Source organism: Nocardia sp. NPDC046473, from assembly GCF_040645995.1.
GTDB lineage: Bacteria > Actinomycetota > Actinomycetes > Mycobacteriales > Mycobacteriaceae > Nocardia.
Genome location: NZ_JBEYZJ010000007.1, coordinates 511,417 through 527,522, shown reverse-complemented (window position 1 = coordinate 527,522; position 16,106 = coordinate 511,417). Strand labels below are relative to the sequence as shown.

The window sequence follows — 16,106 nt, the reverse complement described above, 5'->3', positions numbered from 1 at the left end:
GGCTCACTCCTGGTCGTCGGTACATGTCGGCACTCAGTGCCACATCTTTCGCTAGTATACGCCCAGGCAAGGCCGCAACGTGCGGATTCTTCCTGGCACTCAGTGTCAGATTGGTCGCACTTGACCTAGATCAAAGACTACCGAGTTTGCGTGCCAGCAGATCGGCGACCTGCCGGGGTGGGGTGTCGCGCGGGAACACCGCGACCACCAGCTCATCGGCGCCCGCGCGCCGCCCCGCACCGCGCGGAATCGCGGCCAGTTCGACGCGCAGATCCGCCGCGCCCGCGTCCGACTCCCCGCGCACCATGCGGCGCAGCAGATAGTTGTGCGTCGCGGTCACCGCGGCGGTGTACTGCACCCGCGCCAGATCCGGCACCTCCGGCAGCCGGTCCCGCAGATAGTCGGTGAACAGCCGCTCATACCGGAACACCGTCACGATCTCCCGCTCCCGCAGCGCGGGCACCCGCCGCACCACCTGATACCGCCGCTCCGCGATCTCCCGCCACTGCGTGAACCGCTCGAACACCTGAACAACGGCCTCGCACACCGTCTCCCACGCATCCCCGTGCGACGCCGCCAAAAACTCCGCCGCCTGCGCCAACTGCGACTCGTGATCGGCAAAAATCACATCCTCTTTCGACCGAAACTGCCGAAAGAACGTCCGCCGCGAAATCCCCGCCGCCTCCGCAATCTCCTCGACAGTCGTCGCCTCATACCCCTTCTCGGCAAACAACCGCAACGCCTGATCAACAACAGTCAGCCGAAACCGCGTGTTGTCGTCCCCGCTACGCGGGCGGAGGTCACCAGTAGTCACGCCCTCACCGTAGCGAGGCCGACCAGCACGCCGGGGCGACGCGACCCTCTTTCGAATATTTCGATTGTTTCGTATACTTCGAATAAGGAGGTGGTTGAGATGGTGAGCATGCAGTCCGCAAAGCGCACCGAGCCCGGGAAGATCGACGCCGAGGTTGCGGCACGCGCGATGCGCCGGATCAAGGACTACCTGATGCGGCACCCCGCAGAGCAGAACATCCGGGTCACCCAGGAGCATCCTGGCGAGGAGGCGTTGGTCCTGCCCCGTGAAGCCGTCAGCCTGTTGGCGTTCATCCTGGCGCAAGCCGCCGAAGGGCGTGGCGTATCGGTGGTCCCCTCGCACGCCGAGCTCACCACGCAGCAGGCGGCGGACATGCTGAACGTCTCCCGCCCGTATGTGGTCACGCTGTTGGAGGCCGGCGAAATCCCGTTCCGTTTGGTCGGCAGGCACCGCCGGATCCGGTACGAGGATCTCAAGGCGTACCAACAGCAGAATGAGGCAAAGAGCAAGGCGGCAGCAGACGAGCTGGCCGCCCTCGGCCAAGACCTCGGCATCTGAGATGCAGGACCACAATCGCAATCGAGTCGAGTCAAGTGGTCGCTAGTTGATCTTCAAGAGCGACCATTTGACTCGACTCGATTGCACCAACAACCATTTGACTACTTCGGGCATCCCACGAACCAGTCGAAAACCTCGGGGGCTGCACACCCAGGATGTCTTTGAGTGCACGATCTCGGGCAAGTACGCCAAAGAGCCCCTCGGAAAGGTGCACTCTTCCGGGCAAGTGCTGCTAAGGACTCCATGCGGTGAGCGGCCCATAGAGCTGAAGACCTATCCACGTTTTCCTGTGAGCAGTGCTGGGCGCGTCAGGTGGGGTACCCCGACTTTAGGTGTACGTCAGGTGCGTGGTGTCGCGTTCCCGAAGTGGTCATCTGGCTGTGGTGGCGTTTCGAGATGCCCCAGATAGCCATCGAATGTCGAGTTCCAGCGGTGTGATGTAGGCCGATCACCCTCTGTGTAACCCGCTCACCTCCTGTACCGGGGGTACGGGTAATACAAAGGGTTATCGGTTTGCATAAAGGTGTATGCCGCTGGGGCGCAGGGGGATTCGGGGGTTAGCCGAGGAGTTTGGTGCGGAGGGCTTCGTCTTTTTGGAGGACCATTTGTTCCAAGCCGGATTGGAACTGTTGCATGCGGGTGCGGAGGGCTGGGTTGTGGGCGGCGAGGATGCGGACGGCCAGGAGGCCGGCGTTGCGGGCGCCGCCGATGGAGACGGTGGCTACGGGGACGCCTGCGGGCATTTGGACTATGGAGAGCAGGGAGTCCATGCCGTCCAGGTATTTGAGGGGGACGGGGACGCCGATTACCGGGAGGGGGGTGGCGGAGGCGACCATGCCGGGGAGGTGGGCGGCGCCGCCCGCGCCGGCGATGATGACCTGGAGGCCGCGGTCGGCGGCTTCGCGGGCATAGTCGAGCATGCGCTGCGGGGTGCGGTGGGCCGAGACGACGCCGACCTCGAAGCGAATGCCGAACTCCGCCAACGCTTCCGCGGCGGCTTCCATGGTGGGCCAGTCGGAGTCGCTGCCCATGATCAGGCCTACCTGCGGGGTACTCGCGTCACTCATGGGGATCCCATCCATCGGTCCATACCGCGTGCGACATCCAATGTGCCGCTCGCTCAGCTCTTTCCCGCACCACGGCGACCTCGTCACCGAGAATGTTGATGTGCCCGATCTTGCGGTCGGGGCGTTCGCCCTTGCCGTACATGTGCACCTTGGCGTCGGGCATCCGCGCGAACAAATGATGCAGGCGCTCGTCCATCGACATCGCCGGCGCCTCGGCCGCGCCGAGAATGTTGGCCATCACGGTGACCGGCGCCAGCGGGCAGGTGTCGCCGAGCGGGTAGTCCAGCACGGCGCGCAGATGCTGCTCGAACTGACCGGTGCGGGCGCCGTCCATGCCCCAGTGCCCGGAGTTGTGCGGACGCATCGCGAGCTCGTTGACCAGCAGCGTGCCGTCGTGGGTTTCGAACAGCTCCACCGCCATCGCGCCGACCACACCGAGCTCCTTGGCCAGGTTGAGCGCCAACGTCTCCGCCGCGGCGGCCAGATCGTCGTCGAGGTCCGGCGCGGGCGCGATCACCACGGCGCACTGGCCGTTGCGCTGCACGGTCTCCACCACCGGCCAGGTCGCGGCCTGCCCGAACGGCGAACGCGCCACCATCGCCGACAGCTCGCGCTTCAGATCCACCTTCGCCTCGGCGAGCAACTGCGCGCCGTGCGCGAGCTGATCGGTCACGATCGAGGTGGCCTCGTCCGCCGACTCCGGCATCCACACGCCACGGCCGTCGTAACCGCCACGCACCGCTTTGAGCACGATCCGCCAGTCGTGCTCCTCGCCGAAGCGCACCGCGTCGGCCACCGTGGTCACCGGGGCGAACGCGGGCACCGGCAGGCCGAGCTCGGACAGCTTGACGCGCATGGCCAGCTTGTCCTGCGCGAAGATCAGCGCCCGCGGCGGCGGCTGCACGTTCACGCCCTCGGCGACCAGCGCCTCGAGATGCTCGGTCGGCACGCCCTCGTGGTCGAAGGTCAGCGCGTGCGACCCGATCGCGGCCTTGCGCAGCGCGGTCAGATCGTGGTGGCTACCGAGCACAACCTCGGGGCTGACCTGGGCGGCCGGGTCGTCCGGGTTCTCGGCGAGCACGCGTAGCCGCTGGCCGAGCGCGATCGCGGCTTGGTGCGTCATGCGCGCCAGTTGGCCACCGCCGATCATTGTGACGGTGGGCATAGCAGAGGGATCGAAAGACCGGCCGGAGCTCACGTCGGACAATATTGTCATAACCGGCGGAAATGCCCCCACGCGGGAGCGGGTGACGCCATCGCCCAGCAAGTCGCTTCCACTCGGACGAACCGAGGCGCCACCACCGGGTAGCGGTACACTCGGCCCCGTGTCATTCGTCGACGACGTGGTGAGCGTCCTCCCCAAGCCGCTCGCGGAGGTCGCGTACCGGCATCGGGAGCTGATCAAGTTCGCCATCGTCGGTGCGACAACCTTCGTGATCGATAGCGGCATCTTCTACGCGCTGAAATGGACCGTGCTGTCCGAGAAGCCGGTCACCGCGAAAATCATCTCCGGTGTCATCGCGGTCATCGCGTCCTACATCCTGAATCGCGAATGGTCGTTCCGGAATCGCGGTGGCCGCGAGCGTCATCACGAGGCCCTGCTGTTCTTCGGAGTCAGCGGCGTCGGCGTCGTGCTCGCGTTCATCCCGCTGTGGGTGTCGAGTTACGTCTTCGACCTGCGCCAGCCCGACGTGAGCTTCACCGTCGAGAATGTCGCGGACTTCATCAGCGCCTTCATCATCGGCAACCTGCTGCAGATGGCGTTCCGGTTCTGGGCGATGCGCCGCTGGGTGTTCCCCGATGAGATGAACGAGATCGCCGCCGAATTCGAAGACCTCGTCGAAGAGGAATTCCGCCGCAACTGACTCACCGCGGTTCGGTGACCACCGCGTTCACCGTGCGATATGCGGAAGAGCCGAGGAACACCGCGAACAGCGCGGGCCGCCGTCGCTGCAATTCCAGCCGCCCACCATCGGCCTCCACCAATGCCCTGGCCAATGCCAGGCCCACGCCGGTCGAGCCGCCCGCAGAGAAGCCGCGGTCGAAAATGTGCGGTGCCAATTCATCCCGCACGCCGTCACCTTCGTCGGCGACCTCCACACACACCAGCGGATCCCGATCCACCCCGGGCCGCACGGTGCGCACCGACACCGTGCAGGTCCCACCGCCGTGCATCAGCGCGTTGTCCACGAGCACCGAAACCGCTTCACGCAGGCGCGATCCGGTGATCGGCGCCAGCAACGACTCGTCGCCGATCAACTTCAGCGACCGGCCCTTCTCGGTGAACGGATGCGTCCACTCGGCGACGACCCCACGCAGTTCCGCCATCACCGGCACCGGATCGAGATCGGCGGCGTCCTCGTCGCGGGACGCGCGCACCAGATCGTCGATCGCGTCGGTGAGCCGATCGACCTGCGCCATCGCCTCCTCGGCCTCGTGCACCACCTCTTGATCGGCATGCGTGGACAGCTCGTCCAGCCGCAAACGCACCGCGGTGAGACGGCTGCGCAGCTGATGCGAGACGTCGGCGACCAGGGCATGCTCGCGCTGCAGCCGTCCGGCGATCTCCACCGTCGCCGAGTCGAGCACGTCGGAGACCCGATCGAGTTCGGAAATGCCGTGCCTGCGCGGGTCCGGCCGGAAGTCACCCATGGCCAGCCGCGCCGCCCGCGCCGCCACGTCGCGCAGCGGGTCGGCCACCCGGCGCGCAGTGATCACCGCGACCGAGACCGCGGCACCGAGCGAGGCCAGCACCGCCAAGGCCACCACCGCGACGGCCTGACGCTGCCTGGCGTGCATCGGCGCCGAGGGGACCTCCAGACGCAGCGACCCCTTGGTTCCCATCGACAGCGACTCGACCAGGGGGTCGGGAACCTGGGTCACGCCGATGTCCAGCCGGGACGCGTTGTCCTGCGGCGCCGGATAGATGATGGTGAGCTTGCCGTCCTGCGGTAGCAGCGGCTGCACCGATCGGGTGTCCAGCTCGCCGAGCACCATGCCGTCGCCCCGCTCCTGGACGATGATCGCGGTGGCGATCCGCTCGAGTTTGCTCTGCAGGTCGTCGCGGGTGATGTCCTCGACCCACAGCCAGGCCGTGTAGATCAGCGGCAGCCCGAGCACCACCGTGGTGAGGGTCAGCACGGTGAGCATGGACCGCAGGATTCTGCGTCGCACGTCAGTCGGTATTCAACCGGAACCCGACACCGCGCACGGTGACGATGCGCCGCTCGGCCATCGGGCCCTCGTCGCCGATCTTGCGACGCAGCCAGGACATGTGCATATCCAGCGTCTTGGAGCCGCGCAGCTCGGCGTCGCCCCACACCTCACGCAGGATGGTCTCGCGCGGCACCACCTGGCCCGCCCGATCGATCAGCACCTTCAGCAGCTCGTATTCCTTGTTCGCCAGGCCGATCTCGACGCCGTTCACCAGCACCCGGCGTGCGGCGGGCTCCAGCCGGATGCCGCCGACCTCCACCGTGTCGTCGCCGATCCCGCTGCGCCGCAACAACGCTCGCACCCGGGCGAGCAGCTCGGCCAGGCGGAACGGCTTGCCGACATAATCGTCGGCGCCCGCGTCCAACCCGACCACGAAGTCGACCTCGTCGGTGCGCGCGGTGAGCATCAGCACGGCCAGGTCGGCGCCGCGAGCGCGCACCTGGCGGCACACCTCGAGCCCGTCCATGCCGGGCAGGCCGAGGTCGAGAATGAGTAGATCGTGATGGCCCTCCAGTGCCCGCTCGAGCACGGCGGGGCCGAAGCGCTCGACGGTCACCGAGTACCCCTCGCGCCCCAGGGCGCGCGACAACGGCGCGGCAATCGCCTCGTCGTCTTCTGCTAGCAGTACGGCCGTCATATGCCCAGGTTAACGGGCCTACCCGTTACCCGCCCCTTACCCCTCATGCGTGATGGTTCATTCATCGGTAGTCGCCGTGCTCGCTCCTGTGCTCGCCGCGTCCGTTATCGCCGTTTTCGACGTCGAAGACTTGGTGATACATCAGCGCGTGCACCTTCTGCACGGCCGGAATGTCATCGAATTCGAGCGGTTCCGAGGACGACGATTCGATGATCAGCGTGCCGGTGCCGAGCATCCGGTCGAACAGCCCGTGCCGGAACTGCACGCTCGAGATGCGGCTCATCGGAATGTCGATGCCGGTGTGCGTGAGCACGCCCTGCCGAACCAGCACGCGCCGGTCGGTGATGATGAAATGCGTCGACTTCCAGCTGAGAACCGGTGCGACACAACGCCACACGACGACGATCAGCCAGACCGCGAGCACCGCGATCAGCAGTGCCGTCCGCGTGGTCCCCTCGGCTTTGCGCGAAGCGAGTCCCCCTGCGAAACCGGCGAGTGCGGTGATCACGATCAACGTCACGATCGGCCAGAACAACATCTTCCAATGCGGATGACGGTGCAGGATCAGCTGCTCTTCCGGCGCAAGCACATCCTCCGGATAACCCATGGCGGGAACACTACCGCGTAAAGATGCCGAAATGCCGGACACTGAACCGCGTCGTGCTGCACAATCGTCTGCCTGCGTGTGTCCGATCCGCGCTGGCGTGCTCCGTTCGATCTGGCTCGAACGTTCTGTCCGCAAGCAGTTCTGCTCGAACAAAGTCGCCGAATACGACCGTGGAGGCATGTGTGACCAAAGACCTGACTCAGCTGGAAATCCTGACCGAACTTCAGCCGGTGGCCGAACAGAATCTCAACCGGCACCTGTCGTTGGCGAAGGACTGGCACCCGCACGACTACATCCCGTGGGACGAGGGCCGCAATTTCGCCGCGATGGGTGGGCAGGATTGGGCACCCGAGCAATCCAAGCTGAGCGAAGTGGCCAAGGTCGCCATGATCACCAACCTGCTCACCGAGGACAACCTGCCCTCCTACCACCGCGAGATCGCCGAGAACTTCTCCCAGGACGGCGCGTGGGGCACCTGGGTCGGCCGCTGGACCGCCGAGGAGAACCGGCACGGCATCGCCATCCGCGACTACCTGGTGGTCACTCGCGGCGTCGATCCGGTCGCGCTCGAACAAGCACGGATGATCCACATGACGAACGGTGTTGCCGCGCCGGACAACTGGGGCGGGTTCATGGAGAGCGTCACCTATGTGACGTTCCAGGAGCTGGCCACCCGCGTCTCACACCGCAACACCGGCCGGGTGTGCAACGACGCGATCGCCGATCGCATGCTGCAGCGCATCGCCACCGACGAGAACCTGCACATGATCTTCTACCGCAACATGTGCGGCGCGGGCCTCGACCTGGCCCCCGATCAGGCGATGATGGCGATCACCAAGATCCTGACGCACTTCATCATGCCGGGCGCGGGCATGCCCAACTTCCGCCGCAACGGCGTGCTGATGGCCAAGCACGGCATCTACGATCTGCGCCAGCATCTGGAAGACGTGGTGGCGCCGGTGCTCAAGCAGTGGAACATCTTCGAGCGCAACGACTTCGGGCCGCGCGGCGAGCAGGCGCGGGAGGAGCTCGGCGTGTTCATCGAGAAGCTGGAGCAGGACGTGCTCAAGTTCGAGGAACAGCGCGACCGCATGTTCGCCAGGGAAGCCGCGAAGGCCGCGCTGCAACCCGCCTGACGCCGAAGAGCCGCACTGTTTCCGATTTCCCGCACCGATGCCGGTGCGGGAGTCAGAAATCGTGCGGCTCTTTCGTTTTCAGTACTCGGCGCGCAGGTGAGTGACATCGCCGGCCGACACCGGCTGGTCGCCGATCAGCAGGCGGCCCGCGTCGTCGATATCGGTGGCGATACCGGTAAGCGTTCGGCCACCGGGCAATTCGGCGCGCACCTGCACGCCCAATGTCGCGCACCGCTCGCGATAGGCGGCGGCGAGGTCGGCGGTCTGCCAGCCCGCGTCGCGCCATGCCGTGAAACGACGGGCGAATTCGGTCAGCATCGACTGCACCAGCAGCGTCCGGTCGGTGTTCGCCGCACCGGCGATGGTGAGCGAAATGGCATGCGGCACCGGCAGTTCCGCCTCGGTGAGGCTGACGTTCAGCCCCATCCCGATGACCACCGCCGGCGCGTCGTTGCTCGTCGCGACCTCGGCCAGGATGCCCGCCACTTTGCGGCCATCGATCAGCACATCGTTGGGCCACTTGAGGTTCGCGGCCACCCCGGCCGTCGCGCGCAGTGCGTCCACCACGGCGATGCCGGTGAGCAGCGGCAGCCAGCCGAGCACCGCGGGCTCGATCCCGTCCAGTCGCACCAACAGCGACATGGAGATCTGCGCCCGCGGCGGGCTGACCCAGGTACGTGCGTGTCTGCCGCGCCCTTGCTCCTGCGCCTCTGCGAGAAGTACCGCGCGATCGGCATCCGGTTCGCCTGCGCGCGCGATCAGGTCCGCGTTGGTGGACCCGGTCGACTCCACCACCTCGATGTGGCGGAAGAACGACAGCTCGGGCTGTTCGACAAGACTGCGTCGCAACTGCTCTGCATCTAACGGAGACCTGGTCACTCGGGCAGGCTACTTGGTGCGCGGTGGCCTGACCGACCAGGTCGCAGTCGACTAACCGACGAGGACGTAGCTACTCGGTGCGCGTGCCGCACCGTCGGCCCCTTCGGCGTTCCCATGGCTGACCTCGGGCTTGTTCTCCGGGTCCAGGATCGTCGGCTCGTTCTCATAGTTGTGACAGCTCGTCCACGACGCCGCGGCCGCGTATTCCGCGACGGTCTTGCTCCATTCCCACATAACTGGGCTCCTCCCCCTGAGCACGAAAACTGGACTCCCCCAGGCTAACTGGTCCCCCATCTGGATTGATACCGATTTCCTACCGGCGCAAACGCGCCAAAAGACTCGAAATTTCGCCTCGACAACACGATCTAGCTGCACTTTTTACCCACCGGTAGCCCCTACTCGGTTAGTGGGAACCACTGCCACTCGTTACACTCCGGAGCCATGACGAGTGTCCAGCAGCAGTCCGCACAAGATCCAGCGGGCGCCCCCGACATCCACACCACCGCCGGGAAGCTGGCTGACCTGCGGAATCGGCTGGATGAGGCCAAGCACCCGATGGGTGAGGCCGCGGTCGACAAGGTGCACGCCAAGGGCAAGATGACCGCCCGCGAGCGTATTCTGGCCCTGCTGGACGAGGGCTCCTTCGTCGAACTCGACGCGTTGGCGCGGCACCGCAGCGTGAACTTCGGCCTGGCCGACAACCGCCCGCTCGGCGACGGCGTGGTGACCGGGTACGGCACCATCGACGGCCGCGACGTGTGCATCTTCAGCCAGGACGTCACCGTGTTCGGTGGCAGCCTCGGCGAGGTCTACGGCGAGAAGATCGTCAAGGTGATGGACCTGGCGCTCAAGACCGGTCGTCCGCTGGTCGGCATCAACGAGGGCGCGGGCGCACGCATCCAGGAGGGTGTCGTCTCGCTCGGCCTCTACGGCGAGATCTTCCACCGCAACATCCAGGCCTCCGGCGTGATTCCGCAGATCTCGCTGATCATGGGCGCGGCCGCGGGTGGCCACGTGTACTCCCCGGCGCTCACCGACTTCGTGGTGATGGTCGACGGGACCAGCCAGATGTTCGTCACCGGACCCGACGTCATCAAGACCGTCACCGGCGAGGACGTCACCATGGAGGACCTGGGTGGCGCGCAGACGCACATGGTGAAATCCGGTGTGGCGCACTACGTCGCGTCCGGCGAGCAGGACGCGCTCGACTACGTCAAGGACCTGCTGTCCTACCTGCCGAGCAACAACCGCGCCGAGGCACCGCGCTTTCCGGCCACCGACCCGATCGACGGCGCCATCGAGGACTCCCTCACCGACGAGGACCGCGAGCTGGACTCGATCATCCCGGACTCGCCGAACCAGCCCTACGACATGCACGAGGTGATCCGTCGCCTGCTCGACGACGACGAGTTCCTCGAGGTGCAGGCCGAGCGCGCGATGAACATCATCGTCGGCTTCGGCCGGATCGACGGCCGCAGCGTCGGCATCGTGGCCAACCAGCCCACCCAGTTCGCCGGCTGCCTGGACATCGACGCCTCGGAGAAGGCCGCACGGTTCGTGCGCACCTGCGATGCGTTCAACATTCCGATCCTCACCCTGGTCGACGTGCCCGGCTTCCTGCCCGGCACCGGCCAGGAGTACAACGGCATCATCCGGCGCGGCGCGAAGCTGCTCTACGCCTACGGCGAGGCGACTGTGGGAAAGATCACGGTCATCACCCGCAAGGCCTACGGCGGCGCCTACGACGTGATGGGTTCCAAGCACATGGGCGCCGACGTGAACCTGGCCTGGCCGACCGCGCAGATCGCCGTGATGGGTGCCTCCGGCGCCGTCGGGTTCGTCTACCGCAAGCAGCTGGCGGACGCGGCCAAGGGCGGCGATGACGTCGATGCGCTGCGGCTTCAGCTGCAGAACGAGTACGAGGACACCTTGGTGAACCCCTACATCGCCGCCGAACGCGGTTACGTGGACGCGGTCATCCCGCCCTCGCACACCCGCGGTCAGATCGTCTCGGCGCTGCGCCTGCTCGAGCGCAAGATGGTAACGCTGCCGCCGAAGAAGCACGGCAACATCCCACTGTGATTCCGGCCGCAACACCCGGCCGCGCTCCAGCGATACCCTCGGTGGGCCGCGCACACTGGTTGCAGAGACGCAATGAGTGGATTCGAGGATGATCGCATCACCGGCCCCCGTTGATTTCGAATAGGGAACACGCCTGATCAGGCAAAGAGAGGATCTGGCACTGTGACGACCGTGGCAGAAGAAGATGTTTTGACCGCCGCCGAACTCGACCTGACCGTCGGCACGATGACCGATGAGGTCGAGGCGGCGCAGGTCGACGCGCCTGTCGCCGAGTCCGCGGCTCAGGCCGCGGCGCCGTTCTTCACCGTGGTGAAGGGCAACCCGAGCGACGAGGAGATCGCCGCGCTGGTCTGTGTGCTGTCCGCAGCCGCGGAAAGCGCTGCGGCCGGCTCGACCGGTCCGGCGGACATGTGGGGTCGCCCCACCTTCATGCACCGCGGCACCTCGCCGTTCTCCCCCTACGCCTTCCCGCAGCTGTCGCACCTGCGCGGGTGAGCGAGCGAACCGACGACGCAGCCGCCCTCGGCGCGACGGAGCCGAGCGCCAGCGAGGCGCGGTCGTGACGAGGTTCGTTCTCGCCTCCGCGTCCCCGGCCCGCCGGGAAGTACTCCGCTCGGCGGGCATCGATCCGATCGTCCGGGTGTCCGATGTGGACGAGGACGCGATCCAGGCCGCGCTGCCCGACGGCACCTCGCCCGAGGTGGTCGTCGTCGAGCTGGCGAAGGCCAAAGCCGCGGCGGTCGCCGCTACGATTCCCGAACTCGGCGCCGATTGTGTTGTCGTCGGCTGTGATTCGATGCTGCTGGTGGACGGCGAGCTGCAGGGCAAGCCGCACACTGCCGAGGTGGCCAGGGCCCGCTGGGGCGAAATGGCCGGGCGCAGCGCCGATCTGGTGACCGGACACTGCGTGCTGCGCGTGCAGGACGGCCGCATCACCGCCGAGGCCATCGACTGTAGTTCCACCACAGTGCATTTCGCCAAGCCGGAACCCGACGAGCTGGACGCCTACATCGCCACCGGCGAGCCGCTCCAGGTGGCGGGCGCGTTCACCCTCGACGGACTGGGCGGCTGGTTCGTCGACCGCATCGACGGCGATCCGTCGAGCGTGATCGGCATCGGTCTACCACTGCTGCGCCGACTGCTTGGCGACGTTGGGGTCGCCGTTACGCAGCTGTGGGGCCACCCGGCCGCCTGACGGCGGCGCGATCAGCGGCTCCGAGCCCGCCGCATCGCCGGCCACCGGCACCGTGACGACCTCGCGACCGTCCGGCTCGCGGCGCATTTCCTGCTCGCGCCGCGCCATCATCTCCAGCCGGACCACACACAGTTCCGGCTCGACGAACGGATGCAGGCGCACATTCACCTCGCCGCGCGCGCCGCTGCGGTCGAGGACCTCTTTGATCAGGCCTAGGTGCACACCGCACACCACTTCGGAGTGCGTGCGCGCGAGTTCGCGCAGCGGGCAGGCGGTGAGCCGGATCAACGCCTGCTCAGTGGTCTCGTTCGGATCGCGTTCCGGCGCGAAGCCCAGCTCCGAAAGCACCGTCATGGCGACCTCTTTGGCGTCCTCCAGCGACTCGACCCGATGGTCACCGGCGTCGAGTTTCGCGCCCCAGGACCGCCCGGCCGCGATGGCCGCCTCGGAGCGCCTGCGCGGATCCGGCCCGAGCTGATCGGCGAGCACCTGCGCGAGTTCCTGATAACCGACCGATCGCTGCACCGCGCTGTATCCGATGCGCGGACGACCGCGACCCCGCGGCGGTTGCTGGAATTGCCGCACCAGGGATTCCCTGGTGAGCACGTCCAGATGAAACCGAACCGTGGTGACGTGTTGTCCGGTGATTCTGGCCAGTTCCTGGGCGTCGAGAGGCTCGCTGGCGCCACGTAGGATCGCGAGCAGTCGCCGCCGCGGCCAAGAATCGGACATAGCTCACCCCTCCTCCCGGGAGACTTTATCGGATGCAGGTGCGATTTATTCGCTCATTCAGCCGATTTGTGATCTGAAACGAGAGTCACTAACGCCTCACACATACCATCGCTGTGAGACCCGAACCGCTGAAACCACCGTCTACCACGCGTGAAGGACCCACATCGTGCCCGCTGCTCCGGACCCTCATCCCGCATTTGGTTCTTACGCACATCCTCACCGACTAGTAACCACGGAGTGGCTGTCGGCAAACATCGGCACGTCAGGACTCAAGATCGTCGAGTCCAACGAGGACATATTGCTGTATGACATAGGACATGTTCCCGGCGCTACCAAGATCGATTGGCGGGGCGATCTGAACGATCCGGTCGCTCGTGACTACATCGACGGAGCCCGATTCACCGAGTTGATGCGCGCCAAGGGAATCGAGCGAGACGATACCGTGGTGATCTACGGTGACCAGGGCAACGCGCAGGCGGCGCACACATTGTGGGTTTTCACTTTGTTCGGACACAAAGATGTGCGATTGCTGGACGGCGGTCGCGGCGCGTGGATTTCCGAGGAACGCGACACCACCTTCGACACCCCGCACCTCACCCCCAGCGATTATCCGGCGGTCGAACGCGACGACAGCAGCGCCCGCGCGTTCCGCGAGGACGTGCTGGCCCACCTCGGCAAGCCGCTGATCGACGTGCGTTCGCCCGAGGAGTACTCCGGCGCGCCGGCCCACCCATCACCCGACCACCAGCCCCCATCGAATCGCTACGCGATGCTGACAATCAAGCCGATCAATCCGGAGGACGCGGCGTTGCGCGGCGGGCACATCCCCACCGCCGCGAACATTCCGTGGACCGAGGCGTTCAACAACGACGGCCGATTCCGCTCGCGCACCGAGCTGGACGCGATCTACGGCGCGCTGGCCGCCGAGGACGATCTGGTGGTCTACAGCCGGGTCGGCGAACGCTCCAGCCACACCTGGTTCGTGCTGACCTATCTGCTCGGGTTCGAGACCGTGCGCAATTACGACGGTTCGTGGACCGAATGGGGCAATTCGGTGCGCATGCCGATCGCCAAGGGGACTGAACCCGGTGCGGCGCCGGCCGGTACCGCACGCCGGGCCCGCGGCAAGTAGCGCACGCACGCCTTTCTGCAAGGGGTAGCCGGTTCGCGATCCGCCGCCTACTGTCCAGTAGGACTGGCCGAGTTCGGCGTCTGTTGGCAGACTGCCTACACTCGCCCAGACGTAGTTTCGTCGACCACGGGGCGACCAAGATTTCACACAGGAGGCTCAGTGCCCAGCCATGCCAGCGCACGGATCACCAAGGTACTCGTAGCTAATCGAGGCGAGATCGCCGTGCGCGTGATTCGGGCGGCCAAGGACGCGGGCATCGGCAGCGTCGCGGTCTACGCCGAGCCCGATGCCGAAGCCCCATTCGTGAAGCTCGCCGACGAGGCGTTCGCGCTCGGCGGCCAGACCTCGGCCGAGTCCTACCTCGTGTTCGACAAGATCCTCGATGCCGCGTCGCGCTCGGGCGCCGACGCCATCCACCCCGGCTACGGATTCCTTTCCGAGAACGCCGACTTCGCCCAGGCCGTGCTCGACGCCGGGCTGATCTGGATCGGCCCGTCGCCGCAGTCCATTCGCGACCTCGGCGACAAGGTCACCGCGCGCCACATCGCCGAGCGCGCCAAGGCCCCGATGGCCGCGGGCACCAAGGACCCGGTGAAGAACGCCGACGAGGTCGTCGCCTTCGCCAAGGAGTACGGCGTGCCGGTCGCGATCAAGGCCGCCTTCGGTGGCGGTGGCCGCGGCATGAAGGTCGCGCACACGATCGAGGAGATCCCCGAGCTGTTCGAGTCGGCCACCCGCGAGGCGGTCGCCGCGTTCGGTCGCGGCGAGTGCTTCGTCGAGCAGTACCTCGACAAGGCCCGTCACGTCGAGGCGCAGGTCATCGCCGACCAGCACGGCAACGTGGTGGTCGCCGGTACCCGCGACTGCTCGCTGCAGCGCCGGTTCCAGAAGCTGGTCGAGGAGGCGCCCGCGCCGTTCCTGTCCGACGACGTGCGCGCGAAGATCCACGCCTCGGCCAAGGCGATCTGCAGGGAAGCCGGCTACTACGGTGCGGGCACGGTCGAGTACCTGGTGCAGGGCGAGACGGTCTCGTTCCTCGAGGTGAACACCCGCCTGCAGGTCGAGCACCCGGTCACCGAGGAGACCGCGGGCATCGACCTGGTGCGCCAGCAGTTCCGCATCGCCAACGGCGAAGAGCTGACGATCAAGCAAGACCCGACCCCGCGCGGTCACTCGTTCGAATTCCGCATCAACGGTGAGGACGCCGGCCGCGGCTTCCTGCCCGCGCCCGGCCCGGTCACCGTCTACCGGGAGCCCAGCGGCCCCGGCGTGCGCGTCGACTCCGGTGTGGTCGAGGGCAGTGTGATCGGCGGTCAGTTCGACTCGATGCTGGCCAAGCTGATCGTCACCGGCGAGAACCGCACCCAGGCCCTCCAACGAGCACGGCGCGCGCTGGCCGAATACCACGTCGACGGGCTCGCCACGGTCATCCCGTTCCACCGGGCGATCGTCGAAGATCCCGCGTTCATCGGTGACGGCACCACCTTCGACGTTTACACCAAGTGGATCGAAAACGAGTGGAACAACACCGTCGAGCCGTTCACCGGCGGCGCGCAGGCCGACGAGGACGAAGACCTGCCCCGGCAGAAGGTGGTCGTCGAGGTCGGCGGTCGTCGCGTCGAGGTGTCGCTGCCCGGGCAGTTCAGCCTCGGTGGCGGTGGCCCCGTCGCCGCGGGCAATGGCGCCGCCGTGGTCCGCAAGAAGCCCAAGCCGCGCAAGCGCGGCGGCGCCGGTGCCGGAGCGGCCTCCGGTGACGCGGTCACCGCGCCCATGCAGGGCACCGTGGTGAAGGTGGCCGTGGAAGAGGGCCAGACCGTCGAGGCGGGCGACCTGATCGTGGTGCTCGAGGCCATGAAGATGGAGAACCCGGTCAACGCGCACAAGGCGGGTGTGGTTACCGGACTGGCCGTCGAGGCCGGTGCCGCGATCACCCAGGGCACGGTGCTCGCCGAGATCAAGTAACGCCGCATCGCCGCACCGGCCGCGCGCCGGATTCGATGCGACCAAGTAGTGCAGCTCGCGTAAACGTAGGGCGAACACCGCTTCGAGCG

General features: G+C 66.6%; 16 protein-coding genes and 1 pseudogene. 8 read left to right on the top strand and 9 right to left on the bottom strand.

Translation table 11 applies throughout. The annotated features are described in order from the left end of the window. Window positions 1-130 precede the first annotated feature (130 nt). Window positions 131-814 (bottom strand): TetR family transcriptional regulator, encoded by a 684-nt coding sequence (locus ABZ942_RS27180; RefSeq protein ID WP_357386653.1) that lies wholly within the window; start codon window positions 812-814, stop codon window positions 131-133. Window positions 815-913: 99 nt separating this feature from the next. Between ABZ942_RS27180 and ABZ942_RS27175 the strand changes: the two genes are divergently transcribed. Then, window positions 914-1,372, top strand: a complete 459-nt coding sequence (locus ABZ942_RS27175) for a helix-turn-helix domain-containing protein (RefSeq protein WP_357386651.1) — start codon at window positions 914-916, stop codon at window positions 1,370-1,372. Between the two features lie 557 nt (window positions 1,373-1,929). On the opposite strand, the gene purE is transcribed toward ABZ942_RS27175, so the two are convergent. Both purE and ABZ942_RS27165 read right to left on the bottom strand, forming a co-directional pair. Next, complete coding sequence (purE, locus tag ABZ942_RS27170; RefSeq protein ID WP_357386649.1) at window positions 1,930-2,439, bottom strand: 5-(carboxyamino)imidazole ribonucleotide mutase; 510 nt, start codon at window positions 2,437-2,439, stop codon at window positions 1,930-1,932. After that, window positions 2,432-3,655 carry a 5-(carboxyamino)imidazole ribonucleotide synthase gene (locus ABZ942_RS27165; RefSeq protein ID WP_357386647.1) on the bottom strand — a complete coding sequence of 408 codons (1,224 nt, stop codon included), beginning with the start codon at window positions 3,653-3,655 and terminating at the stop codon, window positions 2,432-2,434. The genes purE and ABZ942_RS27165 overlap by 8 nt, the downstream gene beginning before the upstream one ends. A 109-nt stretch (window positions 3,656-3,764) precedes the next feature. On the opposite strand from ABZ942_RS27165, the pseudogene ABZ942_RS27160 reads away from it, so the two are divergent. Further along, a pseudogene (locus tag ABZ942_RS27160) lies at window positions 3,765-4,244 on the top strand (GtrA family protein); the annotation flags it as partial. A gap of 61 nt (window positions 4,245-4,305) precedes the next feature. Here ABZ942_RS27160 and ABZ942_RS27155 read toward each other — a convergent pair. The 3 genes from ABZ942_RS27155 to ABZ942_RS27145 form a co-directional block, all read right to left on the bottom strand. After that, complete coding sequence (locus ABZ942_RS27155; protein WP_357386645.1) at window positions 4,306-5,613, bottom strand: HAMP domain-containing sensor histidine kinase; 1,308 nt, start codon at window positions 5,611-5,613, stop codon at window positions 4,306-4,308. Window position 5,614: 1 nt separating this feature from the next. Beyond that, window positions 5,615-6,292: a response regulator transcription factor gene (locus ABZ942_RS27150; RefSeq protein WP_150408010.1), complete on the bottom strand. Its 678-nt coding sequence runs from the start codon at window positions 6,290-6,292 to the stop codon at window positions 5,615-5,617. Window positions 6,293-6,353: 61 nt separating this feature from the next. Then, window positions 6,354-6,899: a PH domain-containing protein gene (locus tag ABZ942_RS27145; RefSeq protein WP_357386643.1), complete on the bottom strand. Its 546-nt coding sequence runs from the start codon at window positions 6,897-6,899 to the stop codon at window positions 6,354-6,356. Between the two features lie 182 nt (window positions 6,900-7,081). Here ABZ942_RS27145 and ABZ942_RS27140 point away from each other — a divergent pair, with 182 nt between their 5' ends. After that, entirely contained in the window at window positions 7,082-8,035 is a 954-nt protein-coding gene (locus ABZ942_RS27140) for an acyl-ACP desaturase (protein WP_357386641.1), read from the top strand. A gap of 78 nt (window positions 8,036-8,113) precedes the next feature. Here the strand turns inward: ABZ942_RS27140 and ABZ942_RS27135 are convergent, their stop codons facing one another. After that, window positions 8,114-8,884: a biotin--[acetyl-CoA-carboxylase] ligase gene (locus ABZ942_RS27135; RefSeq protein ID WP_357386639.1), complete on the bottom strand. Its 771-nt coding sequence runs from the start codon at window positions 8,882-8,884 to the stop codon at window positions 8,114-8,116. 81 nt (window positions 8,885-8,965) lie between these two features. Further along, entirely contained in the window at window positions 8,966-9,148 is a 183-nt protein-coding gene (locus tag ABZ942_RS27130; protein WP_357386637.1) for a hypothetical protein, read from the bottom strand. A 207-nt stretch (window positions 9,149-9,355) separates the two neighbouring features. Between ABZ942_RS27130 and ABZ942_RS27125 the strand changes: the two genes are divergently transcribed. The 3 genes from ABZ942_RS27125 (at window position 9,356) to ABZ942_RS27115 (ending at window position 12,191) form a co-directional block, all read left to right on the top strand. Continuing rightward, window positions 9,356-10,996, top strand: coding sequence for an acyl-CoA carboxylase subunit beta (locus tag ABZ942_RS27125; protein WP_357386635.1), 1,641 nt, complete (start codon window positions 9,356-9,358; stop codon window positions 10,994-10,996). A gap of 162 nt (window positions 10,997-11,158) precedes the next feature. Continuing rightward, window positions 11,159-11,491: an acyl-CoA carboxylase subunit epsilon gene (locus ABZ942_RS27120; RefSeq protein WP_357386634.1), complete on the top strand. Its 333-nt coding sequence runs from the start codon at window positions 11,159-11,161 to the stop codon at window positions 11,489-11,491. A gap of 64 nt (window positions 11,492-11,555) precedes the next feature. Continuing rightward, a complete protein-coding gene (locus ABZ942_RS27115; protein ID WP_357386632.1) occupies window positions 11,556-12,191 on the top strand; it encodes a Maf family nucleotide pyrophosphatase in 636 nt (211 codons plus the stop codon). Here the strand turns inward: ABZ942_RS27115 and ABZ942_RS27110 are convergent. Next, window positions 12,117-12,923, bottom strand: coding sequence for a transcriptional regulator (locus ABZ942_RS27110; protein ID WP_357386631.1), 807 nt, complete (start codon window positions 12,921-12,923; stop codon window positions 12,117-12,119). The two genes, ABZ942_RS27115 and ABZ942_RS27110, sit on opposite strands and share 75 nt — an antisense overlap. Window positions 12,924-13,089: 166 nt before the next feature. Here ABZ942_RS27110 and ABZ942_RS27105 point away from each other — a divergent pair, with 166 nt between their 5' ends. Together ABZ942_RS27105 and ABZ942_RS27100 are read left to right on the top strand one after the other, a co-directional pair. Next, entirely contained in the window at window positions 13,090-14,055 is a 966-nt protein-coding gene (locus ABZ942_RS27105; protein WP_357386629.1) for a sulfurtransferase, read from the top strand. A gap of 159 nt (window positions 14,056-14,214) precedes the next feature. Next, the gene (locus ABZ942_RS27100; protein WP_357386628.1) at window positions 14,215-16,017 is read left to right on the top strand and encodes an acetyl/propionyl/methylcrotonyl-CoA carboxylase subunit alpha; all 1,803 of its coding nucleotides are present in this window, start codon (window positions 14,215-14,217) and stop codon (window positions 16,015-16,017) included. The last annotated feature ends 89 nt before the right edge of the window (window positions 16,018-16,106 follow it).

What these genes read in the sequence shown, in the direction of transcription:
- ABZ942_RS27175 (WP_357386651.1), top strand. Translation starts at nt 914, where the DNA reads ATGGTGAGCATGCAGTCCGCAAAGCGCACCGAGCCCGGGAAGATCGAC.
- ABZ942_RS27165 (WP_357386647.1), bottom strand. Translation starts at nt 3,655, where the DNA reads ATGACAATATTGTCCGACGTGAGCTCCGGCCGGTCTTTCGATCCCTCT.
- ABZ942_RS27145 (WP_357386643.1), bottom strand. Translation starts at nt 6,899, where the DNA reads ATGGGTTATCCGGAGGATGTGCTTGCGCCGGAAGAGCAGCTGATCCTG.
- ABZ942_RS27130 (WP_357386637.1), bottom strand. Translation starts at nt 9,148, where the DNA reads ATGTGGGAATGGAGCAAGACCGTCGCGGAATACGCGGCCGCGGCGTCG.
- ABZ942_RS27125 (WP_357386635.1), top strand. Translation starts at nt 9,356, where the DNA reads ATGACGAGTGTCCAGCAGCAGTCCGCACAAGATCCAGCGGGCGCCCCC.
- ABZ942_RS27150 (WP_150408010.1), bottom strand. Translation starts at nt 6,292, where the DNA reads ATGACGGCCGTACTGCTAGCAGAAGACGACGAGGCGATTGCCGCGCCG.
- purE (WP_357386649.1), bottom strand. Translation starts at nt 2,439, where the DNA reads ATGAGTGACGCGAGTACCCCGCAGGTAGGCCTGATCATGGGCAGCGAC.
- ABZ942_RS27110 (WP_357386631.1), bottom strand. Translation starts at nt 12,923, where the DNA reads ATGTCCGATTCTTGGCCGCGGCGGCGACTGCTCGCGATCCTACGTGGC.